Origin of the sequence: Streptomyces carminius, assembly GCF_002794255.1 — a bacterium.
Classification (GTDB): domain Bacteria; phylum Actinomycetota; class Actinomycetes; order Streptomycetales; family Streptomycetaceae; genus Streptomyces; species Streptomyces carminius.
Window position 1 is genome coordinate 62,150 of record NZ_PGGW01000069.1, and the last position, 26,096, is coordinate 88,245.

The 26,096-nt window shown below is 75.2% G+C and carries 20 protein-coding genes; 15 read left to right on the top strand and 5 right to left on the bottom strand.

What is annotated here, in order from left to right:
- Positions 1-136: 136 nt before the first annotated feature.
- Positions 137-418, top strand: coding sequence for an HU family DNA-binding protein (locus CUT44_RS27330; protein ID WP_100205219.1), 282 nt, complete (start codon positions 137-139; stop codon positions 416-418).
- 129 nt (positions 419-547) lie between these two features.
- On the opposite strand, the gene murA is transcribed toward CUT44_RS27330, so the two are convergent.
- Positions 548-1,873 (bottom strand): UDP-N-acetylglucosamine 1-carboxyvinyltransferase, encoded by a 1,326-nt coding sequence (gene murA, locus CUT44_RS27335; protein ID WP_100204651.1) that lies wholly within the window; start codon positions 1,871-1,873, stop codon positions 548-550.
- A 274-nt stretch (positions 1,874-2,147) separates the two neighbouring features.
- Here murA and CUT44_RS27340 point away from each other — a divergent pair, with 274 nt between their 5' ends.
- From CUT44_RS27340 to CUT44_RS27365, 6 genes are all read left to right on the top strand, one after another.
- The gene (locus CUT44_RS27340; RefSeq protein ID WP_100204652.1) at positions 2,148-2,708 is read left to right on the top strand and encodes a YqgE/AlgH family protein; all 561 of its coding nucleotides are present in this window, start codon (positions 2,148-2,150) and stop codon (positions 2,706-2,708) included.
- 137 nt (positions 2,709-2,845) lie between these two features.
- Complete coding sequence (locus CUT44_RS27345) at positions 2,846-3,136, top strand: DUF3039 domain-containing protein (RefSeq protein WP_100204653.1); 291 nt, start codon at positions 2,846-2,848, stop codon at positions 3,134-3,136.
- A 241-nt stretch (positions 3,137-3,377) separates the two neighbouring features.
- Positions 3,378-5,060, top strand: coding sequence for a beta-N-acetylhexosaminidase (locus tag CUT44_RS27350; RefSeq protein ID WP_100204654.1), 1,683 nt, complete (start codon positions 3,378-3,380; stop codon positions 5,058-5,060).
- A gap of 341 nt (positions 5,061-5,401) precedes the next feature.
- Positions 5,402-6,262: an FAD binding domain-containing protein gene (locus tag CUT44_RS27355; protein ID WP_100204655.1), complete on the top strand. Its 861-nt coding sequence runs from the start codon at positions 5,402-5,404 to the stop codon at positions 6,260-6,262.
- The gene (locus tag CUT44_RS27360; protein ID WP_233221705.1) at positions 6,259-7,902 is read left to right on the top strand and encodes a 2Fe-2S iron-sulfur cluster-binding protein; all 1,644 of its coding nucleotides are present in this window, start codon (positions 6,259-6,261) and stop codon (positions 7,900-7,902) included. The genes CUT44_RS27355 and CUT44_RS27360 overlap by 4 nt, the downstream gene beginning before the upstream one ends.
- Positions 7,899-10,229 (top strand): xanthine dehydrogenase family protein molybdopterin-binding subunit, encoded by a 2,331-nt coding sequence (locus CUT44_RS27365; protein WP_100204656.1) that lies wholly within the window; start codon positions 7,899-7,901, stop codon positions 10,227-10,229. The genes CUT44_RS27360 and CUT44_RS27365 overlap by 4 nt, the downstream gene beginning before the upstream one ends.
- A gap of 82 nt (positions 10,230-10,311) precedes the next feature.
- Here the strand turns inward: CUT44_RS27365 and CUT44_RS27370 are convergent, their stop codons facing one another.
- The 3 genes from CUT44_RS27370 to CUT44_RS27385 all read right to left on the bottom strand — a co-directional run bounded on the left by CUT44_RS27370 (position 10,312) and on the right by CUT44_RS27385 (position 16,075).
- A complete protein-coding gene (locus CUT44_RS27370) occupies positions 10,312-10,908 on the bottom strand; it encodes a DoxX family protein (RefSeq protein WP_233221706.1) in 597 nt (198 codons plus the stop codon).
- A 338-nt stretch (positions 10,909-11,246) separates the two neighbouring features.
- Positions 11,247-12,548 (bottom strand): PP2C family protein-serine/threonine phosphatase, encoded by a 1,302-nt coding sequence (locus CUT44_RS27375; protein WP_408646805.1) that lies wholly within the window; start codon positions 12,546-12,548, stop codon positions 11,247-11,249.
- A gap of 566 nt (positions 12,549-13,114) precedes the next feature.
- On the bottom strand, positions 13,115-16,075 hold the full coding sequence (locus tag CUT44_RS27385) for a SpoIIE family protein phosphatase (RefSeq protein ID WP_100204659.1): 2,961 nt from the start codon (positions 16,073-16,075) through the stop codon (positions 13,115-13,117).
- Between the two features lie 267 nt (positions 16,076-16,342).
- On the opposite strand from CUT44_RS27385, the gene CUT44_RS27390 reads away from it, so the two are divergent.
- The 6 genes from CUT44_RS27390 to CUT44_RS27410 all read left to right on the top strand — a co-directional run bounded on the left by CUT44_RS27390 (position 16,343) and on the right by CUT44_RS27410 (position 22,398).
- Positions 16,343-17,923 carry an MFS transporter gene (locus CUT44_RS27390; RefSeq protein ID WP_100204660.1) on the top strand — a complete coding sequence of 527 codons (1,581 nt, stop codon included), beginning with the start codon at positions 16,343-16,345 and terminating at the stop codon, positions 17,921-17,923.
- A 44-nt stretch (positions 17,924-17,967) separates the two neighbouring features.
- On the top strand, positions 17,968-18,129 hold the full coding sequence (locus CUT44_RS33245; RefSeq protein ID WP_158239674.1) for a hypothetical protein: 162 nt from the start codon (positions 17,968-17,970) through the stop codon (positions 18,127-18,129).
- Positions 18,126-18,518 carry a type II toxin-antitoxin system death-on-curing family toxin gene (locus CUT44_RS27395; protein ID WP_100204661.1) on the top strand — a complete coding sequence of 131 codons (393 nt, stop codon included), beginning with the start codon at positions 18,126-18,128 and terminating at the stop codon, positions 18,516-18,518. The genes CUT44_RS33245 and CUT44_RS27395 overlap by 4 nt, the downstream gene beginning before the upstream one ends.
- Positions 18,519-18,623: 105 nt before the next feature.
- A complete protein-coding gene (locus tag CUT44_RS27400; RefSeq protein WP_100204662.1) occupies positions 18,624-20,411 on the top strand; it encodes a DEAD/DEAH box helicase in 1,788 nt (595 codons plus the stop codon).
- 438 nt (positions 20,412-20,849) lie between these two features.
- Entirely contained in the window at positions 20,850-21,494 is a 645-nt protein-coding gene (locus CUT44_RS27405) for an IclR family transcriptional regulator (RefSeq protein ID WP_100204663.1), read from the top strand.
- A gap of 85 nt (positions 21,495-21,579) precedes the next feature.
- Entirely contained in the window at positions 21,580-22,398 is an 819-nt protein-coding gene (locus CUT44_RS27410; RefSeq protein WP_100204664.1) for a S16 family serine protease, read from the top strand.
- A gap of 85 nt (positions 22,399-22,483) precedes the next feature.
- Here CUT44_RS27410 and hppD read toward each other — a convergent pair whose 3' ends face one another.
- On the bottom strand, positions 22,484-23,629 hold the full coding sequence (gene hppD / locus CUT44_RS27415) for a 4-hydroxyphenylpyruvate dioxygenase (protein ID WP_100204665.1): 1,146 nt from the start codon (positions 23,627-23,629) through the stop codon (positions 22,484-22,486).
- Positions 23,630-23,759: 130 nt separating this feature from the next.
- Between hppD and CUT44_RS27420 the strand changes: the two genes are divergently transcribed.
- Positions 23,760-24,233, top strand: a complete 474-nt coding sequence (locus CUT44_RS27420) for an Lrp/AsnC family transcriptional regulator (RefSeq protein ID WP_100204666.1) — start codon at positions 23,760-23,762, stop codon at positions 24,231-24,233.
- Positions 24,234-24,458: 225 nt separating this feature from the next.
- Complete coding sequence (locus tag CUT44_RS27425) at positions 24,459-26,009, top strand: RDD family protein (protein WP_100204667.1); 1,551 nt, start codon at positions 24,459-24,461, stop codon at positions 26,007-26,009.
- Positions 26,010-26,096 lie beyond the last annotated feature (87 nt).

Below are 26,096 nucleotides of genomic sequence, written 5' to 3' on the forward strand. Positions count from 1 at the left end.
ACCGCGCTCCGGGGTCGCCCCGCCACGGGCGCGGAGGGTCTGGAAGCAGACCCGGGTCCGGGGACCGTCCGAGGGCCCTGGCAGCATCGGCTTCGATCTCACGCCTCACAGGCAAGAAAGACACGGGAGTACGAATATGAACCGCAGTGAGCTGGTGGCCGCGCTGTCCGAGCGCGCCCAGGTGACCCGCAAGGACGCCGACGCCGTACTGGCCGCCTTCGCCGAGACCGTCGGCGAGGTCGTCGCCAAGGGCGACGAGAAGGTCACCATTCCGGGCTTCCTGACCTTCGAGCGCACCCACCGTGCCGCTCGCACCGCTCGCAACCCGCAGACCGGTGAGCCCATCGAGATCCCGGCCGGGTACAGCGTCAAGGTGTCCGCGGGCTCCAAGCTCAAGGAGGCCGCCAAGGGCCAGTGAGCCCACGGCGCGCGACACACACCGACATACGCCGACAGGCGCGGACGAGGGCGGTCACCCCGGTGGGGGTGACCGCCCTCGTCCGTCCCCGGCCCCGCGCCCGTCCCGCGACGGGCGGAGCGGAGGTGGTCAGGGGGTGTCGACCCGCGCCCCCAGCGCCGGCAGCTTCTCCATGAAGTTCTCGTAGCCCCGGTTGATCAGGTCGATCCCGTGCACCCGGGAGGTTCCCTGGGCGGCCAGGGCGGCGATCAGGTACGAGAAGCCGCCGCGCAGGTCGGGGATCACCAGATCGGAGCCCTGGAGCTTCGTCGGGCCGGACACGACCGCCGAGTGGAGGAAGTTGCGCTGGCCGAAGCGGCACGGCATGCCGCCCAGGCACTCGCGGTAGAGCTGGATGTGCGCGCCCATCTGGTTGAGCGCCGAGGTGAAGCCCAGCCGCGACTCGTACACCGTCTCGTGCACGATCGACAGGCCCGACGCCTGGGTCAGCGCCACGACCAGCGGCTGCTGCCAGTCGGTCTGGAAGCCGGGGTGGACGTCGGTCTCCAGCGCGATGGCGTCGAGCGCGCCGCCCGGGTGCCAGAAGCGGATGCCGTCGTCGTCCACCTCGAAGGCGCCGCCGACCTTGCGGTAGGTGTTCAGGAAGGTCACCATCTCGCGCTGGCTGGCCCCGCGGACGTACACGCTGCCCTCGGTCGCCAGCGCCGCGCTCGCCCAGGAGGCCGCCTCCAGGCGGTCCGGCAGGGCGCGGTGGTTGTAGCCGCCCAGCTTGTCCACGCCGGTGACGCGGATCGTCCGGTCGGTGTCCATGGAGATGATCGCGCCCATCTTCTGCAGGACGCAGATGAGGTCCTCGATCTCCGGCTCCACGGCGGCGTTGGAGAGCTCGGTCACTCCCTCGGCCAGTACCGCCGTCAGCAGCACCTGCTCGGTGGAGCCGACCGACGGGTAGGGCAGCTCGATCTTGCAGCCGCGCAGCCGCTGCGGGGCCTCCAGGTACTGGCCGTCGGCGCGCTTCTCGATCGTCGCACCGAACTCGCGCAGCACGTCGAAGTGGAAGTTCACCGGCCGCCCGCCGATGTCGCAGCCGCCCAGACCCGGTATGAAGGCGTGGCCCAGCCGGTGCAGCAGCGGCCCGCAGAACAGGATCGGGATGCGGGACGAGCCCGCGTGGGCGTCGATGTCGGCGACGTTGGCGCTCTCCACGTGCGAGGGGTCGAGCACCAGCTCGCCCGGTTCCTCGCCGCCGCGCACGGTGACGCCGTGCAGTTCCAGCAGACCGCGGACGACCCGTACGTCGCGGATCTCGGGGACGTTGCGCAGCCGGCTCGGCTCGCTGCCGAGCAGTGCGGCGACCATGGCCTTGGGCACGAGGTTCTTCGCGCCGCGGACTCTGATCTCGCCCTCCAGCGGGGTGCCGCCGTGGACAAGGAGTACGTCGTCAGTGCCGGTCATGGGCCTCGCGTTCCAGATGAGAGGAGAAGTTCGGGGGAAACAAGCCAGGGGCACTGGGAATGGTAGTGGCCGTGGCGGCACCCGGTGCCTGCGCATCGGGACGCGGCCGGGCCGCGGGCCGTTCCCGGTGCCGGTGCGCGGAGCCCGCGCGTACGCGCCTGCCTTCTCCGGAGCCGCCGGAGTCCCCCCGGAGCGCCCCGGCTTTCCACGGTGTTCCGGACGTTGTGCGGGGTTCGGCTCCCCCACGGAGGGCGGAATGCGGGATCATTGGGGCATGACCGAGGTGACCTCGCTCACCGGGCGGCTGCTTGTGGCCACCCCGGCGCTGACCGACCCGAACTTCGACCGTGCGGTGGTGCTGCTCCTCGACCACGACGACAAGGGCTCACTGGGGATCGTCCTCAACCGGCCGACCCCCGTCGACGTCGGTGATGTGCTGGAACCCTGGGCCGCCCTCGCGGGGGAGCCGGGTGTGGTGTTCCAGGGCGGGCCCGTCTCGCTGGACGCGGCGCTCGGTGTCGCCGTCATCCCGGGTGCCGAGGGTCCGCTGGGCTGGAGACGGGTCCACGGGGCCATCGGCCTGGTGGACCTGGAGGCGCCACCCGAACTGCTCGCCGCCGAACTGGGCTCGCTGCGGATCTTCGCCGGGTACGCCGGCTGGGGCCCGGGCCAGCTGGAGAGCGAGCTGGAGGAGGGGGCGTGGTACGTGGTGGAGTCCGAGCCCGGCGACGTCTACGCGCCCGACCCCGAGCGGCTGTGGCGGTCGGTGCTGCGCCGCCAGCGCAGCGAGCTGGCGATGGTGGCCACCTATCCGGACGACCCCTCCCTGAACTAGGGCGTGTACCGGCCGGCCCCTCCCCGGACCGGTCGTTCCAGCGTCCGGGAGCCGTGGCCGGAACGGGGCGGCCGGGGGTGCGCGAAGGGGCGCGGAGTGGGGTGCGGCGGGGGTCGACCGCAGTACGCTTGGGCCCCATGAGCACTCCTGAGCCCGAGCGCGGGACGGGCACCGGCACCCTCGTCGAGCCCACCCCGCAGGTGTCCCACGGCGATGGCGACCACGAGCGCTTCGCCCACTACGTCCAGAAGGACAAGATCATGGCCAGCGCGCTCGACGGGACTCCCGTCGTGGCGCTGTGCGGCAAGGTCTGGGTCCCGGGGCGCGACCCCAAGAAGTACCCCGTCTGCCCCATGTGCAAGGAGATCTACGAGTCCATGGGCGCCGGCGGAGACGGCAAGGGCAAGGACGGCGGCGGGAAGAAGTAACGCCGCCCGGCCCGGCCGGGCCGCCCCGCGCGGTGCCCCCGGTGCCTCCCGGTGCCTCCCGGCGGTCCCCGCGGCACACCCCGGTGTGCCGCGGGGACCGTTCGCGCCCTCGTCCGGCGACAGGTACGGACCTTGCCGGACGGAGCTGTCGTCCCTACGCTCCTTGCCCAGCCGTGCGGGGCGCAGCGGACGCCGTCGCGCGCGGTGCCGCGCCCGCGTGCGACAGGAGAGCGACGGAAGAATGGGCACGCCCGACCTGGTTCCCCGGCCGCGTTCCGTGACCGCCACCGGCGGCGCGGGCTTCGTGCCCGGCCCCGGGACCACGCTCGACGCCGGTCCCGGCACCGAGGACACCGCCCGTCTGCTGCGCGCCGCGCTCGGCGCGGCCACCGGCCTGCCGCTGCCGCCGCCCACCGCCTCCGCCGCCGGGAGCGGGGACGGGGGCGGTGGCGGTGGTGGGGACGTGATCCGGCTGCGGGTGGACGGAGCGGTCGCCGCCGCGCTCGGCCCGGAGGGCTACCGGCTGGAGGTGACCGCCGACGGCGCCGAGCTCCGCGGCGGCGGGCCCGCCGGGGCCTTCTGGGCCACCCAGACGCTGCGGCAGCTCCTGGGGCCCGACGCGTACCGCCGCGCGCCGCTGCCCGGCCGGGCCCGGTCGCTGCCGCCGGTGCGGATCGAGGACGCGCCCCGCTTCGCCTGGCGCGGTCTCCTGCTCGACGTGGCCCGGCACTTCACCCCCAAGGAGGGGGTGCTGCGTTGGCTGGACCTGCTCGCCGCGCACCGGCTGAACGTGCTCCACCTGCACCTGACCGACGACCAGGGCTGGCGGCTGGAGGTCGCGCGCTTCCCGCGGCTCACCGAGGTCGGCGCCTGGCGGCCGCGGACCCGGATCGGGCACGGTGCCTCCACCCTGTGGGACGAGCGTCCGCACGGCGGGTTCTACACCCGGGACGACATCCGCGAGATCGTGGCCTACGCCGCCGAGCGGCACATCACCGTCGTCCCCGAGATCGACATACCCGGCCACTCGCGGGCGGCCGTCGCCGCCCACCCGGAGCTGGGCAACACCGACGTGCCGGGCCTGACCGCCCCCGGGGTGTGGACGGACTGGGGGATCAGCCCCGACGTGCTGGCCCCCACCGAGGAGGTGCTGCGCTTCTACGAGGGGGTCCTGACCGAGGTGCTGGACCTCTTCCCGGGCGAGTTCGTGCACATCGGCGGCGACGAGTGCCCCCGTGACCAGTGGCGCGCCTCACCGGCCGCGCGGGAGCGGGCGGCGGAGCTGGGCCTGGACGGCGTGGACGGGCTCCAGGGCTGGTTCACCCGGCACTTCGGCCACTGGCTGGCCGAGCGCGGCCGCCGACTGGTGGGCTGGGACGAGATCCTGGACGGGACCCCCGGGGACGGCGCGGACCCGGGGCCCGGCGCGGTGATCACCTCCTGGCGGGGCTACGGCGGCGGGATCGCCGCCGCCCGGGCCGGCCACGACGTGGTGATGTGCCCCGAGCAGCAGGTCTACCTCGACCACCGGCAGGACGGCGGCCCGGACGAGCCGGTGCCCATCGGCTACGTGCGGACCCTGCGCGATGTGTACGCCTTCGAGCCGGTGCCGCCCGAACTGGCCGGCACCGCTGCGGAACGGCATGTCCTGGGCGCCCAGGCCAATCTGTGGACCGAGGCCGTGGAGGACCAGCGGCGCGCCGACTACCAGGCCTTCCCCCGGCTGGCCGCCTTCGCCGAGGCGGTGTGGGCGCCGCTGGGGGCACGGGACCGGGCGGACTTCGAGGGCCGTATGGACCGCACCCACTACGCCCGTCTCGACGCCCTCGGGGTGGCCTACCGGCCGCCGTCGGGGCCGTATCCCTGGCAGCGCCGCCCCGGCGTCCCCGGGCGCCCGGTCCAGGGGCCGCCGCCGGTCCGCTGAGCGGGGCCCGGGCCGGACACCCGGCCGGGCCGCCCGAGCGGGCCGGCGGCGGCCCGCATAAAGTAGGCCGTGTGAAGTGGGCCGCATAAAGTAGTAAAAAGCCTCCCAGGGGTGGCAGGAGGCCCCTGTCGGTGACATCCGCCGAAACCGGGCCATCGGCCAGGTCAGGGACGGAAACCCCCTTCCCGGACCCCCGCACCGGCGGCCCCGCACAATGTGCCAGAGTTGCCACGTCCGGGTTCCCAGCACGTACCGTACGGCTGGCAGCCGGGACGACCCGGGGAAGGGGCGCTGGATTGAGCACGCACGCACCGCACGCACCACGGGCGGCGCGGCCGGTCATGCTGCCGGCCACGCTCGACGAGGCCGTGGCCGCTCTGGAGGCCACGCCTGCCGCCGTGCCGGTGGCGGGCGGCACCGATCTGATGGCGGAGGTCAACTCCGGTCTGCTGAGGCCCGCCGCGCTCGTCGGTCTGGGCCGGATCAGCGAGATCCGCGGCTGGGAGTACCAGGACGGCCACGCCCTGCTCGGCGCGGGCCTCACCCACGCCCGGATGGGCCGCCCCGACTTCGCCGCGCTCATCCCCGCCCTGGCCGCCGCCGCCCGCGCGGCCGGGCCGCCGCAGATCCGCAACGCCGGGACGCTCGGCGGCAACATCGTCACCGCCTCGCCCACCGGCGACTCCCTTCCCGTGCTGGCCGCCCTGGAGGCGGCGCTGCTGGTCGCCGGGCCGGGCGGGGAGCGCCGGGAGGTGCCGGTGAGCCATCTGCTGACCGGGATGGAGATGCTGGCGCCCGGCGAGGTCGTCGGCTACGTCCGGGTGCCGCTGCTGCACGCCCGGCAGATCTTCCTCAAGGCCACCGGACGGACCGGCCCCGGGCGGGCGCTGGCCTCGGTCGCCGTCGTGCTCGACCCGGTCCGGCGCGGGGTGCGCTGCGCGGTCGGCGCCGTCGCGCCGATGCCGCTGCGTCCGGTGGAGGCCGAGGACTGGGTCGCCTCGCTCATCGACTGGGACGGCCGGCGGGCCCTGGCCCCCGAGGTGCTCACCGCCTTCGGCGACTACGTCGCCATGGCCTGCATCCCCGATCCCCCGGTGCCCGAGGACGGGGGGGAACCTGCCGTACTTCCGCCCGCGGCGCTGCATGTGCGGCGTACGGTTGCCACACTGGCCCGCCGGGGACTGGGGAGGGCACTCGCATGAGCGACGACCAGCAGTGGCCGCACCAGCCGGACGGGCCGGAACATGCGGACCGGCCGGACCGTCCCGTGCCGCCGCCGGCGCCCGAGGGGGGCTGGGGCGGCGAGTACGACGGGGACGCCACCGCGTTCGTCCAGCTTCCCGGGAACGTGACCGGGCAGTACGGGCCCGGGTACGCCGGGCCCGGCGGCACCCCCGAGCCGCTCGCCGCGCCGGGCACCGGGCAGGGCTGGACCCCGCCCGTCATCGACCCCCGGCAGGCCACCGGCGACCGGCCGCCCGCGGTTCCGGCGGCCGGTACCGACCCGGCGGCGCCCGGGCAGTGGACGATGCCGTTCGCCGGCGGTCGGGCGACGGGCGGCCCCGGGACGGACGGGGAGCCCCCGCGGACCCGGCAGCCGCAGTACCCGCCGGAGCCGGGGGCGGCCGCCGCCATGGGGCAGGGCGCCGCGGCGGCGCTGGCGGGCTCGCACGAGGCCCGCACCCAGCAGCGCCGTCCGCTGGGCGAGGGCCCCGCACCGGAACACGGCGCGCCGGACGCCGGTGACCGCGGCACCCCCGGCGGCCCCCCCGGCGGCACGGACTGGAGCACGGCGCCCGCGCCCGGCGCGACCGGCCAGTGGTCGATCCCGTTCGCGGCGGCGGGCAGCCCGGACGACTCGGGCGAGTACCTGGCCTCCGCGGGGGCGGGGCAGCCCGCCGACGGGCCGGAGCCCGTCCGGGAGCCCCACCCGCGGGAGCCGGCGGCCCGGGAAGCGGAGGCCGAGCACACCCGCACCACCCCTGAGGAGCAGCGGCCCGCCGACCACCCCGCCGGACCGGAGGCCCCGGACCCCGGTCCGCGGTCCGGTCCGCAGCCCGGGCCGGAAGCCGCCGCGCAGCCGGGCATCCCGGACGTCCCGGAGCCCTCCGCCGTCGACGGCGAGCACCCGCACGTCTCGTACGTCCTGCGGGTCAACGGGGCCGACCGGCCGGTGGCCGACGCCTGGATCGGCGAGTCCCTCCTCTACGTGCTGCGCGAGCGCCTCGGCCTGGCCGGGGCCAAGGACGGCTGCTCGCAGGGGGAGTGCGGCGCCTGCTCCGTCCAGGTGGACGGCCGGCTGGTTGCCTCCTGCCTGGTGCCCGCCGCGACCGCCGCCGGCTCCGAGGTCCGCACCGTCGAGGGACTGGCCGAGAACGGCATGCCCTGCGACGTGCAGCGGGCGCTCGCCGCCCGCGGCGCCGTGCAGTGCGGTTTCTGCGTGCCGGGCATGGCGATGACCCTGCACGACCTGCTGGAGGGCAACCACGACCCGACCGAGCTGGAGGCCCGCCGGGCGCTCAGCGGCAACCTCTGCCGCTGCTCCGGCTACCGGGGCGTGCTCGACGCCGTCCGCACGGTCGTCGCCGAGCGGGAGGCCCGGTCGGAGGAGGCCCGGTCGGCCCGGGAGGACGAGCGCTCCGCGGACACCGGCGGGGACAGACCCGGGCCCGCCGCCGCGGACGGGACCGGCGCGGAGATCGGGGAGGCGGTCGGCGGAACGGCCGGAAACGGCTCCCGCGTCCGCATCCCGCACCAGGCCGGACCGCTTCCGGGCGGACTGCCGCCCCGGCACCGTCCGTCCCACGACTCCCATCTGCCGCAGGACGGAGGCGCGCAGTGACCAGTGACGCGGTGACCGCCACCCCGGCCGGAGGGACGCACCTCACCGGCGCCGGCCAGGGGACGGGGCCGGAGGCCGGGCCGCAGCACGGACTCGGTGCCTCGCTCCCGCCCGCCGACGCGTTCGCCAAGGTCCAGGGCACCTTCCCGTACGCCGCCGACCTGTGGGCCGAGGGACTGCTGTGGGCGGCCGTGCTGCGCTCCCCGCACCCGCACGCCCGCATCGTCTCCGTCGACACCTCGCAGGCCGCCGAGATGCCCGGGGTGCGGGCCGTCATCACCCACGAGGACGTGCCCGGCGAGGACACCTACGGCCGCCGGGTCGCCGACCGGCCCGCCTTCGCCCGTGACGTGGTGCGCCACCACGGCGAGCCCATCGCCGCCGTCGCCGCCGACCACCCCGACACCGCCCGGCTGGCCGCCGCCGCGATCGCGGTCGAGTACGAGGTGCTGGAGCCGGTCACCGATCCGGAGAAGGCCTTCGAGGCCGACCCCGTCCACCCCGACGGCAATCTGATCCGGCACATCCCGCTGCGCTTCGGCGACGAGACCGCCACCGGCGAGGTGGTCGTCGAGGGCCTGTACCGCATCGGCCGCCAGGACCCCGCCCCCATCGGCGCCGAGGCCGGGCTCGCAGTGCCGCGCACCGACGGCGGCGTGGAGATCTACACCGCTTCCACCGACCCGCACACCGACCGCGAGCTGGCCGCCGCCTGCTTCGGGCTCCGCCCCGAGCAGGTCAAGATCGTGGTCACCGGCGTCCCCGGTGCCACGGCCGACCGCGAGGACCTCGGCGTGCAGCTCCCGCTGGGGCTGCTGGCGATGCGCACCGGCTGCCCGGTCAAGCTCGCCGCCAACCGCGAGGAGTCCTTCCTCGGCCACGCCCACCGCCACCCCACGCTGCTGCGCTACCGCCACCACGCCGACGCCGAGGGCCGGCTGGTCAAGGTCGAGGCGCAGATCCTGCTGGACGGGGGCGCCTACGCCGACGACTCCGCCGACGCGCTGGCCGCCGCCGTCGCCTTCGCGGCGGGACCGTACGTGGTGCCGCACGCGGTGATCGACGGCTGGGCGGTCCGTACGAACAACCCGCCCTCGGGCCATGTGCGCGGCGAGGGCGCGATGCAGGTGTGCGCCGCCTACGAGGGCCAGATGGACAAGCTCGCGGCCCGGCTGGGCATGGACCCGGTCGAACTGCGGATGCGCAACGTCATGGCCACCGGCGACCTGCTGCCCACCGGGCAGAGCGTCACCTGCCCGGCGCCCGTCGCCGAGCTGCTGCGCGCGGTGCGCGAGGCGCCGCTGCCGCCGCTGCCCAAGGACAGCCCGGAGGAGGACTGGCTGCTGCCGGGCGGCCCGGAGGGCGCGGGCGAGCCGGGCGCGGTGCGCCGCGGGGTCGGCTTCGCGCTGGGCATGGTCCACATGCTGGGGGCGGAGGGCACCGACGAGGTGTCCACGGCCACGGTGAAGGTCGACGGGCCCGTGGCGACGGTGATGTGCGCCGCCGTGGAGACCGGCCAGGGCTTCACCACCCTGGCCCGGCAGATCGTGCAGGAGGTCCTCGGCGTCGAGGAGGTGCACGTCGTCGCGGTGGACACCGACCAGCCCCCGGCGGGGCCCGGGGCGCGCGGCCGGCACACCTGGGTCTCGGGCGGCGCGGTGGAGCGCGCCGCCCGGATGGTCCGCACCCAGCTCCTCCAGCCGCTGGCCGCGAAGTTCGGGATGTCCACCGAACTGCTGACCGTCGCCGACGGCAAGATCACCTCGTACGACGGGGTGCTCAGCACCACCGTCGCCGAGGCACTGGAGGGCAAGGAGCTGTGGGCCACGGCCCAGTGCCGCCCGCACCCCACCGAGCCGCTGGACGACACCGGGCAGGGCGACGCCTTCGTGAGCCTGGCCTTCGCCGCGATCCGCGCCGTGGTGGACGTGGACGTGGAACTCGGCGCGGTCCGGGTGGTGGAGATGACCGTCGCCCAGGACGTGGGCCGGGTCCTGAACCCGCAGCAGGTGCGCGCCCGGATCGAGGCCGGCGTCACCCAGGGGGTGGGCGCGGCGCTCACCGAGCACCTGCGGGTGTCCAGGGGGGTCGTACGCCACCCGGACCTGACGGCCTATCCGCTGCCGACCGCGCTGGACGCCCCGGAGGTGCGGATCGCCGAACTGGTCGAGGAGCGCGACGTGGTGGCGCCCTTCGGCGCGAAGTCGGTGAGCGCGGTCCCGGTGGTGGTCTCCCCGGCGGCGGTGGCCGCGGCGGTGCGCGCGGCCACCGGGCGGCCGGTCAACCGGCTGCCGATCCGGCCGCAGGCCGCGGTGATGACTCCCTAGGACGGCGGGCCGGAGCCGGAGCCGGAGCCGGACGCGGGCGGGCGGCGGCGGGTCGGCGTCCGGCTCCGGCTCCGGCCCGCCGTCACCGGTCGTCGTCGGAACTCCGGGTGTCCGGCCGCAGATGGGCGGCGACGGCGAGGCCGGCCGCCAGCAGGACGACGTTCTTGAGGACGTACTGGCCCGCCATCGTGGGGAAGGCGACGCTGCCGTCCCACATCTCGCCGGGCAGTACCACCAGGGCCGAGAAGGTGCCGGCCAGGTGGATGAAGAAGACGACCAGGGTCAGCCGCAGCAGCAGCCCGGTGACCAGCCCGGCGCCGATCAGCATCTCCGCCATGGCCAGCAGCGGCCGGGACAGGTCGGCCGGGACGCGGCCGGCGGTCAGGGCACTCATGACCCGGGTGGCCAGATCCTCGGCGGGACTGAGACCGGGCAGGAGCTTCAGTGCGCCGAACCAGACGAACAGCAGCCCGACCGACACCCGCAGCACGGTGAAGCTGTGCCGCCGGCAGAACGCGGGCAGGGCGCGCGGCCCGCGCCGGGGGCGGGGCTCCCGGGGGGTGAGGCCGCTCACCACCGTTCCCGTCAGCACCTTCGCGCCCGCCGGGGGAGCGGGTGCCGAGGGTCCTGCGGGGGCGGCGGGGACGGCGGGGGCGGCGAGGCCCCGCTTCCGCCTCATGACCGCTTCCCGAAGGCGGGCGCCGGGCGGGGAGCGGCCGGCCGACGGGTATGACATCGTTGTCTGTTCAACCGGTTCGGGGGCCGGTCCGGTTCGGCGGTGGAGCACGGACTCGTGGTGGGGCACAAGTCGGATCTCATGGAATCCTCCGGCGGGAGCGGTGCTGACAGAAGCTATGGGAGCGCTCCCACGCACCGTTGACCGGAATGTACGGGCGCACCGGGTGTCTGGCAAGAGGTGGCGCGCGGCGCGTTCCGGCCTCCGCGGCGGCTCCCGCGCGCCCGCCGCCGGCCGCTGACGGCCGTCCCGCGCCCCCGGGGTCCGGCGCCGCGGCCGGGTCAGTTCCGTGCCGGGCCCTGCGGGAACGGGACGGCCGCCGGGGAGGTCTTGGCGAGGTCGGCGCCGGTGTGGGCGTCCATGCGGGTGGCCTCGGGGCCGTACCAGTCCAGGCACATCACCGTCGCGTCGTCCCGGAGTTCGCCGCGGTTGGCGTCCAGCACGGCCATGGTCAGCACCTGGACCGTCTCCCGGGGGTGGAGGTGCCCGGTGTCCGCCAGCAGGGCGGGCAGGTCGGCCGTACCGGAGCCCCGGTCCTGCATGCCGTCGGTGAGGATGACGAGCCGGTCGCCCGGCCGCAGGGTCAGCTCCTGGACCCGGTAGGTGTGCGGGACGCGTACCCCGAACGGGAGGTCGATGCTCAGCCCCAGCTCCTCGACCCGGCCGTCCCGCAGCCGCAGCGGCCAGGGGTGTCCGGCGTTGACGAGCCGGACCCGGCCGTCGTTCAGCTCCACGCGGAGCAGCAGCCCGGTCGCCAGCGCGCCGCCGCTGTGCTCGACCATGGCCCGGTGGGCGCGTTCGGCCTGCTCGGCCAGGTCGCGGCCCGCCCGGCGGGCGCCGCGCAGCGCCCCGAGCAGCAGGGAGGCCAGCAGGGCGGCCTGCACGTCGTGGCCCATGGCGTCGGTGACGGACAGATGCAGGGTGCCGCGGTCCAGGGCGTAGTCGAAGGTGTCGCCGCCGACGTTGCCCGCCGGCTCCAGGGCCCCGGCCACCGCGAACTGGTCGGCCTCGCAGGCCAGCGAGGAGGGCAGCAGGTTGTGCTGGATCTCGGCGGCCAGAGTGAGGGGGGTGGTGCGCCGCCCCCACTGGTACAGGTCGGTGAAGCGCTGGTTGGCGATGACGATGTAGGCCAGGGTGTGGGCGGCCCGGCTGATCTCCCGCAGCGTCCTGGGCGAGGGACCGGCCGGAATCCGCACCTCCAGCAGCCCGATGGAGTCCCCCCGGTTGGTGACCGGGGCGATCACCCGCTGCCCGCCGTCCCCGTCGACGGAGTCCGCCAGCCGCAGCCGCTGGGTGCGGAGGACGTCGCCGTAGACGCTGCCGAACAGGGGGACGCGTTCGATGCTCTCCCCGGTGCCCACCTCGCCCGCCGTGCTCAGCCGCACCACCGACTGGCCCGCCAGATCGGTGATCAGGAAGGACACCGAGGTGGCACCGAAGCGCCGTCTGAGTTCCTGGGCCACCACGTCCACCGACTCCACCGGCGCGGCCGTCTCGGCCGCCGCCAGGATCCCGGTGTGCGTACGCCTCTCGGTGTCGTACTCGACCGCCATCACCAACTCCCTCGCCAGGAGACACGCCATCGCCGGCCGTGTTGCCGACCGGCTCCGTACAGGTCCGTACGCCCCGGCTGCTCGCTTCGCCGCTCGCCACGAGTGGGGGGCCGGTGCCGGGGCGGGGCACCGGGGTGGCGGTTCTGTCTCCGGCCCGGGAGGGCGCTATCCGGGGTCCGGGTACGAAGGGGCCGGTACGGCCGCCCGGTCCGCACCGTCGGTCACAACGGTCACGCCGGGTGACCGGCGGTGGACCGGCCGGCCGTCGCGGGTAGGCACGTACGCCGTCTCCCGCCGCTCCCGGGACTCGGATGGCGTCCCGGGCACGGACACCCACGAGTGGTCCATGAGCCGCCTCCTCATACCCGGCGGACGGGGTGCCCGGGAGGGGACCCGCGACCGTGCCGAACCGAACGTGCCAACAGTTCGCTCGTAACCCGTTGTAGCGGGCCAAAACCAGCCGCCGGTCCCGGAACCGTCCCGGGCCGGGGTTCCGCACCGCTCACCACCCCGGCTGCCGCGGGAGGCGCCGGCCCTCGTCCGCCGGCCGGGATCCCCGGCGGGAGCGCCGCGTGCGGGCACCGGCCGGTGTGTTCCTAGAGCTCCTCGAAGGCGGGGTCGTCGAAGGCCGCCAGCAGGCTGTCGACGGTGAGTTCCGCCCGGGCTTCCGGGACCTCCCGCGAGGTCCGGCCGGGGGGCCGCCCGAGGGGCTGCTCGGCCCAGATGACCTTGCCGCGGTCGGTGTACCGGGTGCCCCAGCGCGCGGTGAGCTGGGCGACCAGGAACAGCCCGCGGCCCCCCTCGTCGTGGAGGGCGGCGCGGCGCATGTGGGGCGAGGTGCTGCTGCCGTCGGACACCTCGCAGATCAGCGAGCGGTCACGGATCAGCCGCAGCCGGATGGGTCCGGCGGCGTGCCGGAGGGCGTTGGAGAGCAGTTCGCTGACCACCAGCTCGGTGGTGAAGGCCGCGTCGGACAGACCCCACTCGGCCAGCTGCCGCCCGGCGGCGGCGCGCAGGCCCGGAACGGCGGACGTCTCGGGAGGCACCTCCCAGCTCGCCACGGATCCGGCGGGCAGCGCGCGGGTGCGGGCCACCAGCAGGGTGACGTCGTCGCCGGCGCCCGGGGCGGGCAGGGTGTCCAGCACCGTCCCGCAGGTCTCCTCGGCGGACCGGCCGGCGCGGGAGAGCGCGGCGCGCAGCTGCTCCAGGGAGAGGTCGATGTCCCGGTTGCGGTCCTCGACGAGTCCGTCGCTGTAGAGGACGAGCCGGCTGCCCTCCGGCAGGTGCAGCTCGCAGGTCTCGAAGGGCAGACCGCCCAGACCGAGCGGCGGGCAGGCGGGCACGTCGGCGAAGTACGCCCGGCCGTCGGGCTCGACCACGGCGGGCAGCGGATGGCCGGCGCGGGCCATGGTGCACACCCGGGAGACCGGGTCGTAGACGGCGTACAGACAGGTGGCCCCGGTGGCCTCGGTCTCGCCCGGAGCCGCCGTGCCGCCCTGGTCGAGGGGCTGGTCGAGGCTGATCACCAGATCGTCGAGCCGGGCCAGGAGCTCGTCCGGGGCCAGGTCGAGGGCGGCGAGGTTCTGCACCGCGGTGCGCAGCCGCCCCATGGTGACGGCGGCGTGCAGTCCGTGGCCGACGACGTCGCCGAGGACCAGGGCGACCCGGGCCCCGGACAGCGGGATGACGTCGAACCAGTCGCCGCCCACCCCGCCGGTCTCGGCCTGGGCGGGCAGATAGCGGTGGGCGGTCTCCACGGCGGTCAGCTCGGGCAGGGCGCGCGGCAGCAGACTGCGCTGGAGGGTGAGCGCCACGGTGTGCTCACGGGTGTAGCGCCGGGCGTTGTCCAGGCTCAGGGCCGCGCGGGTGGCCAGCTCCTCGGCGAGGGCCAGGTCGTCGTCCCCGAAGGGCTCGGGCTGGTCGCAGCGGTAGAAGGTGGCCACGCCCAGGGTGGTGCCGCGGGCGAGCAGCGGGACGGCGACCAGCGAGTGGACGCCCTGGGCGAGGAGCTGCTTGACGCGCGCCGGGTCCTGGGCCTGCCAGCCGGGGGCGGTGTGCAGGTCCGACTCCAGCACCGCCCGCTCGCCCGCCAGACAGCGGGCCTGCGGCGCGGCCGGTATGAAGTCGACCGGGCCGCCCGCCGGGTACAGGGGGAAGTCCGCGCGGACGCCGTGCAGGGCCGCCCGGTGCAGCTTCCCCCGTGCCGGGGATCCCGCCGCGCCGCCCGGCTCCTCGCCGCGCAGCACGGGCTCCAGCAGGTCCACCGTGGCGAAGTCCGCGAGGTCGGGCACCGCGGTACGGGCCAGCTCCTCGGCGGTACGCGTGACGTCGAGGGTGGTGCCGATGTGCGCGGCGGCCTTGGACAGCAGTGCCAGCCGCCGCCGCGCCGCGACCGCCAGGCGGCCCACGCCCGGCTCTCCCACGGCGAGCAGCCAGGCGTCGCCCGGCCGCCCGCCCGTGTCCGCCGTGCCGGCCGTGTCCGCCGTGCCGGCCGTGTCCGCCGTGCCGGCCGTGTCCGCCGTGCCGGCCGTGTCCGCCGTGCCGGCCGTGTCCGCCGTGCCGGCCGGGGCCGCCGGACCTGGCGGACGGCCGGTGAACGGCGGTGTGAGGAGCCGGCCCGGGGACCGGGGGGAGCCCTCGGGCAGCAGCACCTCGACGGCGAGCCCGTCGACGCCGGAGCCCCCGGAGGAGGCCTCCACCGGCCGGGTCAGCAGGGTGACCGTCCGGCCGTCGGGGAGGGCGACCTCGACGGCGGCCCGGTGCGCCGACGCGATGAGTTCGGCGGCCCGCTCCCGCAGCAGGAGCCGCGCCTCGTGCCCCAGCATCCGGTCGGACAGCGAGCCGGGTCCGTCCAGCGGCCCGCGGAGGCCGCTGCCCGACCGCCCCCGCTCCGAGGCCCGCAGATACGCCTGGAGCAGGGCGCGCTCCCGCTGTCCGGCCTGCTCCAGCAGCCGCTGCTCGACCGCGTGCCCGGCCCGGATCATCAGGATCTCCACGTCGGGGTCGGTCTCGGCGAGCTGCCCGATGAAGTCGATGACGCCCTCCATGCGCCCGCTGAGCGGGTTGTGGATGGGCACGGCCACGCACACGTGCGACTGGGAGCGCTCACCGAAGTGCTCGGCGCCCAGCACCCGGACGGGACGCCGCTCCACCAGCGCCAGCCCCAGTCCGCCGGTGCCGACCAGATGCTCGGGGAAGCAGAAACCGGGCGCCTCGTGGGAGGCGTCGAGACGGCGGTTCATGTCCGGTTCGCCGACCCGGCGCTGGAGCTTCTTGCCCCGGTCGTCGGCGAGGAACACGCTCGCCCGGGTGCCGGCGATCCGCGACTCCAGCCAGTCGAGCACCGGCCCGGCGGCGTGGACGAGCCGGCTGTCGGGGTCGAGGGCGGGGTCGTAGACCGGCTCGATCCGCTCCGGGTCGATCCCCAGGGCGCGGGAGCGCTGCCAGGAGCTGAGGATGGCGGGCCGGGTGCCCCCGGTGACCAGCTCGCCGGTGAGGAACCGGGCGCGGGCGCGGGAGGCGGCCCTGTCCAGGTCGTCCCACTCCCTGTGGGCCATGGTGGATCACCGTCCTCACGGGACGTCTGCGCGGGCCGCCGGGAGTGCTTCCGCGGAGCGGGAGCCGGCGGTGTGGATCCCTGCCGAAAGTATAGTTTCGACATTGAAAACACAAGATTTCCCTACTGTATTCGCAAGGCGCGGAAACCGGTGCGGAAAAGACCCGGCGGACGCCCGGGAACCGGCGGAGGACCAGGACCGGAGACCGATCCGCTCTCCGTCCCCCGACAGGTGTCAGTGTCAGGGACGGGCCTTACGCTGACCCGCATGAGCACACCCGACGACGACCCCGGCGCCGCCTCCCAGGGCGCCGTGCTCGGCGGGGCCGCCCCGGCCGCCGCCGCCGCCACCGCCACCCCCACCGCCCCCGTCGCGGGCCCGGTCCCGGCTTCGGTTCCGACCCCGGTCCCGCCCCCGGCCCCGGACGCCGTTCCGGCCGCCGCGCCGGAGGGGACGGGCGGGGTGCTCGGCCGCACCCACCGGGCACTGACCCTGGGCATCGTCACCGTCGTCCTGCTCATCGCCTTCGAGGCGACGGCCGTCGGCACGGCCATGCCGGTGGCCGCCGACCGGCTCGACGGGATCGCGCTGTACGCGTTCGCCTTCTCCGCCTACTTCACCACCAGCCTGGTGGCGATGGTCGTCTCCGGCCAGTGGTGCGACCGCGCCGGACCCCTGCCGCCGCTCGCCGCCGGGATCGGCTCCTTCGCGGCCGGACTGCTGCTGTCGGGCACGGCGGCGGCCATGTGGGTCTTCGTCCTGGGCCGCGCGGTGCAGGGCATCGGCGGCGGACTGGTGATCGTCGCGCTGTACGTCACCGTCAGCCGCGCCTACCCCGGGCATCTGCAGCCCACCGTGATGGCCGCCTTCGCCGCCTGCTGGGTGGTCCCCTCCGTGGTGGGACCGCTGATCGCCGGGACGGTCACCGAGCAGTTCGGCTGGCGCTGGGTGTTCCTGGGCATCCCGGCCCTGGTCGTCCTGCCGGTCGCGGTCATGCTCCCGGCCCTGCGCCGGGCCGCCGCCGGCCCGCCGCCCGGTGGGGCGCGCCCGGTGGACCGGCGGCGCACCCGGCTGGCGGTCACGGTGGCCGCGGGCGCCGGGCTGCTGCAGTACGCCGGGCAGGAGCTGCGCTGGCTCTCGCTGGTCCCCGCCGCCCTCGGCGCCGCCCTGCTGGTGCCCGCCGCGCTCGGTCTGCTGCCGCGCGGCACCTTCCGCGCCGCGCGCGGGCTGCCGACGGTGGTGCTGATGCGCGGCATCGCCTCCGGGGCGTTCATCGTCGCCGAGAGCTTCGTGCCGCTGATGCTCGTCACCCAGCGCGGGCTGTCGGTCACCCAGGCCGGCCTCTCGCTCGCGGCGGGCGGCGCCACCTGGGCGCTGGGCTCCTACGTCCAGGCCCGGCCGCGCATGGAGCCGCACCGGGAGCGGCTGGTGCGCGCCGGGATGGTGCTGGTGACCGCCGGGATCGCGGTCACCCCGCTGGTGCTGGTGGCGGCCGTCCCGGTGTGGGTCGCGGTCGTCGCGCAGGCCGTCGCCTGCTTCGGCATGGGGACGGTGATCTCCTCCACCAGTGTGCTGCTGCTGAAGCTGTCGAAGCCCCACGAGGCGGGCACCAACTCCGCCGCCCTCCAGCTCAGTGACGGCCTGTCCAACGTCGTGCTGCTCGCCGCCTGCGGCGCGGTGTTCGCCGCGCTGGGCGGCGGCGCGGTGCGCACCGGCCACGCGGCGGCGGAGGCGGCGGGCACCGCCGGGATCTCCCACCCGGCCGCGTTCGCCGCCGTCTACCTCCCGGCGGCCGCGGTCGCCCTGGCGGGCGCGCTGGTGGCGGGACGGCTGCGAACCGGGGAGTGAAACCGGATGCACCCGGCACACCGTGACGGTTAACGTTCCGCTCCATGGGAGCGGAACACGGATCCGGCAGTGAGCGCACGGAGCACCCGGCAAACCAGGACGGCCGTCCGGCGGAGGACGCAGAGGCGTCCCGGGAGACCCGGGTACGCGAGATCGCGGAGCGGGAGGCGGCCCGCTGGGGCGAGCTTCTGGAGCGGCTCAAATGAGCCTCCTCCACCTCACCCCCGGCGAGGTCATGACCGTCACCGAGTACGCCTGCGACGACATGCGGGTGGCGGTACGCGACATCGGCCTGCTCGAATCGGCGGTGCACCGCCCCTCGGCCGCGATGTTCGGGACCGAGGCGTATCCGGACCTGTTCGACAAGGCGGCCGCGCTGCTCCAGAGTCTGGCGGTCAACCACCCGCTCGTCGACGGCAACAAGCGCACGGCATGGCTGTCCTGCGTCACTTTCCTGTCGCTGAACGGGGAGCGGCTGCGCCCCGACATCGACGCCGCGGAGGAACTGGTCGTCGCGGTGGCGACCGGAGAGCTGGAGGACGTCAAGCTGATCGGTGAGCGGCTGCGGCTCCTGCGGGAGACTCCCGGCATGTGACGTGGCTCGCACCCGGCCCGCCCGCCGGGCGTCCCCCCGAGGGCGGCCGGGCCGTCCCGGTACTCTGACGCGGTTGCCGATCGCCGACCCAGTTCGACGGAGACCGTGACTACCTCCACGTCCCACCACCTCTCGCCCGCCTTCCCCGGCCGCGCCCCCTGGGGCACCGCCAACAAGCTGCGCGCCTGGCAGCAGTCGGCGATGGACCTCTACCTGGGGAAACAGCCCCGGGACTTCCTCGCCGTGGCGACCCCGGGCGCGGGAAAGACGACCTTCGCGCTCACCCTGGCCTCCTGGCTGCTGCACCACCACGTCGTGCAGCAGGTGACCGTCGTGGCGCCGACCGAGCACCTGAAGAAGCAGTGGGCCGAGGCGGCGGCCCGGGTGGGCATCAAACTGGACCCCGAGTACAGCGCCGGCCCGCTGGGCCGGGAGTACCACGGCGTCGCGGTGACGTACGCGGGCGTGGGCGTACGGCCGATGCTGCACCGCAACCGCTGCGAGCAGCGCAAGACGCTGGTGATCCTGGACGAGATCCACCACGCCGGCGACACCCGCTCCTGGGGCGAGGCGTGCTTCGAGGCGTTCGAACCGGCCGCCCGGCGCCTGGCCCTGACCGGCACCCCGTTCCGCTCGGACACCAACCCCATCCCGTTCGTCAGTTACGCCGAGGACGGCGAGGGCATCCGCCGCTCGGTGGCCGACTACACCTACGGCTACGGCAAGGCGCTGGCCGACGGCGTCGTCCGCCCGGTGATATTCCTCTCCTACAGCGGCAACATGCGCTGGCGCAGCAAGGCGGGCGACGAGCTGGAGGCGAAGCTCGGCGAGCCGATGACCAGGGACGCCGTCTCCCAGGCCTGGCGCACCGCGCTGGACCCGCGTGGCGACTGGATGCCCAGCGTGCTGCGCGCGGCCGACACCCGGCTGACGGAGGTCCGCAGGGCGATCCCGGACGCGGGCGGCCTGGTGATCGCCAGCGACCAGGACTCGGCGCGGGCGTACGCGAAGCTCATCCGGGAGATCACCGGCACCGCCGCGACCGTCGTGCTCTCCGACGACACCGGCGCGTCGAAGCGGATCGAGGAGTTCAGCCAGAGCGAGGACCGCTGGATGGTGGCGGTGCGGATGGTGTCCGAGGGCGTGGACGTGCCGCGCCTGGCGGTCGGGGTGTACGCCACGACGATCTCCACACCGCTGTTCTTCGCCCAGGCCGTCGGCCGCTTCGTGCGCTCGCGGCGGCGCGGCGAGACCGCGTCGGTCTTCCTGCCCACCATCCCCATGCTGCTCGGCTTCGCGCACGAGATGGAGGTCGAGCGCGACCACGTCCTGGACAGGCCCAGGAAGGGCGGAGACGACGAGGACCCGTACGCGGAGGAGGCCGACCTCCTCAAGGAGGCGGAGCGGCAGCAGGACGAGGACACCGGCGACCAGGACCAGCTGCCCTTCGAGGCGCTCCAGTCCGACGCGGTCTTCGACCGGGTGATGTACGACGGCGCCGAGTTCGGCATGCAGGCCCACCCCGGCAGCGAGGAGGAGCAGGACTACCTGGGCATCCCCGGCCTGCTGGAGCCCGACCAGGTGCAGCTGCTGCTCCAGAAGCGGCAGGCCCGGCAGATCGCGCACAGCCGCCGCAGGCCGGACGCCGAGGCCGACCTGCTGGAGACGCCCGCCGAGAAGCGTCCGGTGGTCACCCACAAGGAGCTGCTGGAGCTGCGCCGGCAGCTCAACTCACTGGTCGGTGCGTACTCCCACCAGAGCGGCAAACCGCACGGCGCGATCCACACCGAGCTGCGCCGGGTCTGCGGCGGCCCGCCCACCGCGGAGGCGACGGCCGGGCAGCTCCAGCAGCGGATCACCAAGGTCCGTGAGTGGGCGACGCGGATGCGGTGAGCCCGGGGCCGGGGGGTGGGAGGCGCGGGAGAGCCGGAGGACCGGATCCCGCGCCGCCGCACCGCCGTATCGCCGCACCGCCGCGCGCACGTTCGTGAAGAGCGTGCGCGTTTTCTGTGCCGATCCTGGTGCGAGCCCAGGTGCGAACTGATGCCCGGTTGATTGGACCGGACTATTGTGACCTGCCGGTGTACGCAATGCGGATAAACCAGTGCGCCAATGCCCGGATTCTGGACAGACCCTTTCGGGTGACGTTACGGCTCGCTAAATTTCCCGCTACGCACACGCCCCGTGGCAGATCCGCCCCGGAGCGCAGCCGGTGCGGCCCGCCGACACAGCCGGCGGCTTTCCGGGAACAGCCTCGTACCGCCCACGGGACCGGCGGTACCGCACTCCTCCCGGCGGAGTCGCCGGCCCACACCCGAGGAGGGGGGCGTCGTGACCGCGGAGACCTCTCAGACGCTCGACCGGGGACTGCGTGTCCTCAAACTGCTCGCCGACACCGACCACGGCCTGACCGTCACCGAGCTTTCCCACAAGCTCGGGGTCAACCGCACGGTCGTCTACCGACTGCTCGCGACCCTGGAGCAGCACTGCCTGGTGCGCCGGGACCTGGGCGGCCGGGCCCGGGTCGGCCTCGGCGTGCTGCGGCTGGGCAGACAGGTGCACCCACTGGTGCGGGAGGCGGCCCTGCCCGCGCTGCGGGCGCTCGCCGAGGACGTGGGCGCCACCGCCCACCTGACGCTGGTGGACGGCAACGAGGCGCTGGCCGTCGCCGTCGTCGAGCCGAGCTGGACCGACTACCACGTCGCCTACCGCACCGGCTTCCGCCACCCGCTGGACCGGGGCGCCGCGGGCCGGGCGATCCTCGCCGGGCGCGACCCCGAGCAGGAACTGACCGACGGCTACGTCCTCACCCACGGCGAACTGGAGGCGGGCGCCTGCGGTGCCGCCGCACCGCTGCGCGGCGTGAACGGGATAGAGGGCAGCGTCGGGGTCGTGATGCTCTCGGAGTCGGTGCCGCAGAAGGTGGGCCCCCGGGTGGTGCAGGCGGCCGAGGAGGTCGCCGACTTCCTGCGCTGAACCGCCCGGCGGTGTTCTCCGGGCGGCCGGGCGGCCGGGAGAGGGGTGGGGGCGGGGCCGGGAGGAGTGAACTAGATTCACTCCCATGCCAGCACCGACCCCTCGCGCCCTCTCCTCCCGTTCCCGGGCCCTGGCGGCCTGCGGGGCGGCGGTCGCCACGCTGCTCGCGGTCGCCGCCCTCGCCCCCCTGCCGTTCTCGGTCGCACAGCCCGGTATCACCGCGAACGTCCTGGGCGAGTACGAGGGAGAGCCCGTCATCACCGTCTCCGGCGCCGGAGACACCGGGGACCCCGACCCCGGGGCGGACGGCGGGCCCAAGGGGAAGCTGCTGGCCACCACCATCGCGGCGACCGCGCCGGACACCGACGTACGGTTGGCCGACGTGGTGCGGAGCTGGCTCGACACCGACCGCGCGGTGATGCCGCGCGACGCGGTCTATCCGGTCGGCGACGACGTCGACGAGATCGAGGAGTACACCACCGAGCAGATGGTGGAGTCGCAGGAGATGGCGGTGACCGCGGCGCTGCGCCAACTGGATATGTCCAGGGACGAGGTGGAGGTGGACCTGCGGCTGGAGGACGTCGGCGGCCCCAGTGCCGGGCTGGTCTTCGCCCTCGGCGTCATCGACGAGATCGACGACGGCGACCTCACCGGCGGCATGACGATCGCGGGCACCGGCACCATCGACGGGCGCGGGGAGGTCGGCCCGGTCGGCGGCGTCCCGCTCAAGACCCAGGCGGCGGCGCGGGACGGGGCCACCGTCTTCCTGGTGCCGGAGGCCGAGTGCGAGGCGGCGCGGGTCGGGCTCCCCGACGGGCTGCGGCTGGTCCCCGTCACCACTTTGGGGAACGCGCTCAGGTCGCTGCGGGCGCTGCGGGACGACGGGTACGTACCGAGCTGCTGACGCCGGGCACCGGACCGGCACACCGCCGCGGTCCCGGCGGCGGCTCCGCGGCCCCGCCGGCAGGACGGGGCCGCGGGGAGAGGGCTCAGAGGTTGCCGCGCCTGGCCTGCTCGCGCTCGATCGCCTCGAACAGGGCCTTGAAGTTGCCCTTGCCGAAGCCCATGGAGCCGTGGCGCTCGATCAGCTCGAAGAACACCGTCGGACGGTCCTGCACGGGCTTGGTGAAGATCTGCAGCAGGTAGCCGTCCTCGTCCCGGTCGGCGAGGATCTTCAGCTCCCGCAGCTCCTCCAGGGGCACCCGGGTCTCGCCGACCCACTCGCCGAGGGTGTCGTAGTAGGAGTCGGGGGTCTCCAGGAACCGCACCCCGGCGGCGCGCATGGCCCGCACGGTGGCGACGATGTCGTTGGTGGCGAGCGCGATGTGCTGGACACCCGGGCCGCCGTAGAACTCCAGGTACTCGTCGATCTGCGACTTCTTCTTCCCGACGGCCGGCTCGTTGAGCGGGAACTTCACCTTCCGCTTCCCGTCGGCCACCACCTTCGACATCAGTGCGGAGTACTCGGTGGCGATGTCGTCGCCCACGAACTCCTTCATGTTGGTGAAGCCCATGACGTTGTTGTAGAAGGCCACCCACTCGTCCATCCGGCCGAGTTCGACGTTGCCCACGCAGTGGTCGACCGCCTGGAAGAAGCGGTTGCCCGGCGGCGCGACGACCGGGTCGGCCGCGGTGTAGCCGGGCAGGTAGGGGCCGTCGTAGCCGGAGCGCTCCACCAGGGTGTGGCGGGTCTGCCCGTAGGTGGCGATCGCGGCGAGCACCACCGTGCCGTGCTCGTCCTTCAGCTCGTACGGCTCCGCCAGGCCGGTGGCGCCGTGCTCGACGGCGTACGCGTACGCGGCCCGGGCGTCCGGCACCTCGACGGCCAGGTCGATCACCCCGTCGCCGTGCGCGGCGACATGGTCGGCGAGCCACCGGCCGTACTCGGTGGACGGCTTGATGACGGAGGTGAGGACGAAGCGGGCCGAACCCGACTCCAGGACGTAACTCGCGGTCTCCCGGCTGCCGTTCTCGGGACCGGAGTAGGCCACGAGCCGCATGCCGAAGGCCGTGGAGTAGTAGTGCGCGGCCTGTTTGGCGTTGCCCACGGCGAAGACGACCGCGTCCATCCCCTTCACCGGGAAGGGGTCGGCCTGCCGGGCGGTGCCAGGGGTCTGGTGCATGGTCTCGGTCATGTCGGCAGACTCCCGCCGAACCGCAAGGTGCGCAATAGTTCGCGTATCAGCTGGGCAATGTGACCAGTGCGGGCGCCACGGAAGCGGTACTCCTGTACAGGATGACCACCGCGGGACAGGGAGTACGGGCATGGGCATCGACGCGCTGGACGGCCGGCTGCTGGAACTCCTCGCCGCCGAGCCCCGCATCGGGGTGCTGGAGGCCTCCCGCCGGCTCGGGGTGGCCCGCGGCACCGTACAGGCGCGGCTGGACCGGCTGCGCGGCAGCGGGGTGATCCGCGGCTTCGGTCCGGATGTCGACCCGGCGGCCCTCGGCTACCCGGTCACCGCCTTCGCCACCCTGGAGATCAGGCAGGGGCGGGGCGGCGAGGTACGGGCGCATCTGGCGGCCGTACCCGAGGTGCTGGAACTGCACACCATCACCGGCCGCGGGGACATGCTGTGCCGGCTGGTCGCCCGCTCCAACGCGGACCTCCAGCGGGTGATCGACAAGGTGGTGGGGTTCGAGGGGATCGTGCGGGCCTCCACGGCGATCGTCATGGAGAACCCGGTGCCGCTGCGGATCGTCCCGCTGGTACGCCAGGCGGCCGGGGGCGGCGGCTGACCGGCGGGCGGTCGCCGGGCACCGGACGGGGGCGCCGTATTGCCGTATTACCGTATCCACCCCTTCCGCCGTGCCCGTTGTCGCCGGAAGGGGGGCGGGTGCCCGGTGACCGGGCGGAGGGACCGCTCTCTCTGGTAGATGTGGACCCAGCGCTCCCCGGTGGCACAGGCGGCCGGGGACTGGTAGACGCCACAGCAACGGCCGAGCAGATACGGGACCCCGCACATGAGCGCCCCTCCGTCAGCATCCGCCAGCGGCACCCCGGGCCCGGGCTACTATCCGGACCCCTCCATCCCGGGGTACATCCGTTACTGGAACGGCACCGCATGGGTACCCGGCACCAGCAGGCCCGCGCCCCGCGAGGGGGAGCAGCCGCCCGCGGCCCCGCCCGGCGCGGCGGTTCCGCCGCCGGCACCGGAGGCCGCGCGGCCCGTGCCGCCGCCCGCCCCCTACGCCGGGGAGCCGGAGCGCGCGGAGGCCGGCCCGGTCTTCCTGGACGAGGACACGCCCGGGGGCGGTGCGCTGCCGGAGGTGCGCGGACCCGGCGGGGCCGGTGTCCGCCCCGGCGACCGGGTGACCGCCTGGGACGACCCGTCCCGGCGGGGCGGCTCCGGCGGGGAGCGGGAGGAGCGCGCGCCCCGGAGCCCGGGGGAGGAGGCGGACAGCGGCCCGCGCGCCCCGGAGCCGGGGCCCGACCCGCGCGGGGCCTGGGTACGGGCGGACGCCGGGCCGGCACCGGCGGGCGGCTCCCCGGAGCCCCCTTCGTCTCCGGCATCCCCCTCGTCTCCGGCATCCGCCCTGTCCCCCTCGTCCCCGGAGCCCCCGTCCCCGGACAGCGGTGCGGACGCCCCGCCGGTCCCCGCGGACGGCACCGTGCGGATGCGGCCCGTACGCCCGGGCGCCTCCCCGGTACGGGGCGGTTCCGCCGGGCGGGAGCACACCGTCGGACTGCGCCGGACCGGGCCGGCCGGTCCGCCGTCCCCCGGGCCGGCCGGTCCGCCGTCCCCCGGGCCAGCCGGTCCGGCCGTCCCCGCCCCCGCGCAGCCGTCCCCCGCGCAGCCGTCTCCCGCGCAGCCGTCCCCCGCGCAGGCCCCGGCCGCCGCGTCCGAGCGGCCACCGTGGACACGGCAGGTGCAGGAGCTGGCCCAGCGGGCCCCCGTCGCCGGTACGCCCGCCGTACCGGCACAGCAGTCGCCGGGTGGCGGCCCCGACCGGGTCGTGCCCTGGCGGCCCCCGGTGGCCGACCCCTTCCAGGCCGCCCTGCGCCAGGCCCGTCCCGCCGGGCTCGGCCGGCGGCTGGCCGCCCGGCTCGTGGACGGCCTGGTCCTCGCGGCCGTGACCGGCGCGGTGGCCTACCCGTTCGCCGGCCGGAGCGCCGACCACGTCCGGGAGCAGGTACGGGCCGCCGAACAGGCCGGGGTGACCCGCGAGGTATGGCTGGTCGACGGCACGACCGGGGTCTACCTGGCGATCGTGCTCGGCGCCTTCCTCCTGTTCGGCCTGCTCTACGAGGTGCTGCCCACCGCCCGCTGGGGCCGCACCCCGGGCAAGAAGCTGTTCGGCGTCAGGGTGCTCGACATCGAGGAGCAGGACCCCCCGTCGTTCGGCGCCGCGCTGCGCCGCTGGCTGGTGTTCGGGCCGCTGTCGCTGCTGGGGATCGGTGTGGTGAACGCCGCCTGGTGCCTGTTCGACCGGCCGTGGCGGCAGTGCTGGCACGACAAGGCGGCGCGCACCTTCGTGGCACGCGGAGCGGAGGAGACGGCGCCGGCCGGGTGACCGCCGGCCCGGCCGTTCCGGGCCCGCCGCCGACGGGATGTCGCCCGAACGGCGCGTGCCGGATGCGCGGTGCGCGGGGGCGCGGTC

Bases quoted from the DNA above. Each gene is read 5' to 3' on its own strand.
- CUT44_RS27360 (WP_233221705.1), top strand. From the start codon at position 6,259: ATGAGCGACGACCAGCAGTGGCCGCACCAGCCGGACGGGCCGGAACAT.
- CUT44_RS27340 (WP_100204652.1), top strand. From the start codon at position 2,148: ATGACCGAGGTGACCTCGCTCACCGGGCGGCTGCTTGTGGCCACCCCG.
- CUT44_RS27390 (WP_100204660.1), top strand. From the start codon at position 16,343: ATGAGCACACCCGACGACGACCCCGGCGCCGCCTCCCAGGGCGCCGTG.
- CUT44_RS27395 (WP_100204661.1), top strand. From the start codon at position 18,126: ATGAGCCTCCTCCACCTCACCCCCGGCGAGGTCATGACCGTCACCGAG.
- CUT44_RS27330 (WP_100205219.1), top strand. From the start codon at position 137: ATGAACCGCAGTGAGCTGGTGGCCGCGCTGTCCGAGCGCGCCCAGGTG.
- CUT44_RS27385 (WP_100204659.1), bottom strand. From the start codon at position 16,075: ATGGCCCACAGGGAGTGGGACGACCTGGACAGGGCCGCCTCCCGCGCC.
- hppD (WP_100204665.1), bottom strand. From the start codon at position 23,629: ATGACCGAGACCATGCACCAGACCCCTGGCACCGCCCGGCAGGCCGAC.
- CUT44_RS27345 (WP_100204653.1), top strand. From the start codon at position 2,846: ATGAGCACTCCTGAGCCCGAGCGCGGGACGGGCACCGGCACCCTCGTC.
- CUT44_RS27420 (WP_100204666.1), top strand. From the start codon at position 23,760: ATGGGCATCGACGCGCTGGACGGCCGGCTGCTGGAACTCCTCGCCGCC.
- CUT44_RS27425 (WP_100204667.1), top strand. From the start codon at position 24,459: ATGAGCGCCCCTCCGTCAGCATCCGCCAGCGGCACCCCGGGCCCGGGC.
- CUT44_RS27375 (WP_408646805.1), bottom strand. From the start codon at position 12,548: ATGGCGTGTCTCCTGGCGAGGGAGTTGGTGATGGCGGTCGAGTACGAC.
- CUT44_RS27370 (WP_233221706.1), bottom strand. From the start codon at position 10,908: ATGAGGCGGAAGCGGGGCCTCGCCGCCCCCGCCGTCCCCGCCGCCCCC.
- murA (WP_100204651.1), bottom strand. From the start codon at position 1,873: ATGACCGGCACTGACGACGTACTCCTTGTCCACGGCGGCACCCCGCTG.
- CUT44_RS33245 (WP_158239674.1), top strand. From the start codon at position 17,968: ATGGGAGCGGAACACGGATCCGGCAGTGAGCGCACGGAGCACCCGGCA.
- CUT44_RS27355 (WP_100204655.1), top strand. From the start codon at position 5,402: ATGCTGCCGGCCACGCTCGACGAGGCCGTGGCCGCTCTGGAGGCCACG.
- CUT44_RS27410 (WP_100204664.1), top strand. From the start codon at position 21,580: ATGCCAGCACCGACCCCTCGCGCCCTCTCCTCCCGTTCCCGGGCCCTG.
- CUT44_RS27350 (WP_100204654.1), top strand. From the start codon at position 3,378: ATGGGCACGCCCGACCTGGTTCCCCGGCCGCGTTCCGTGACCGCCACC.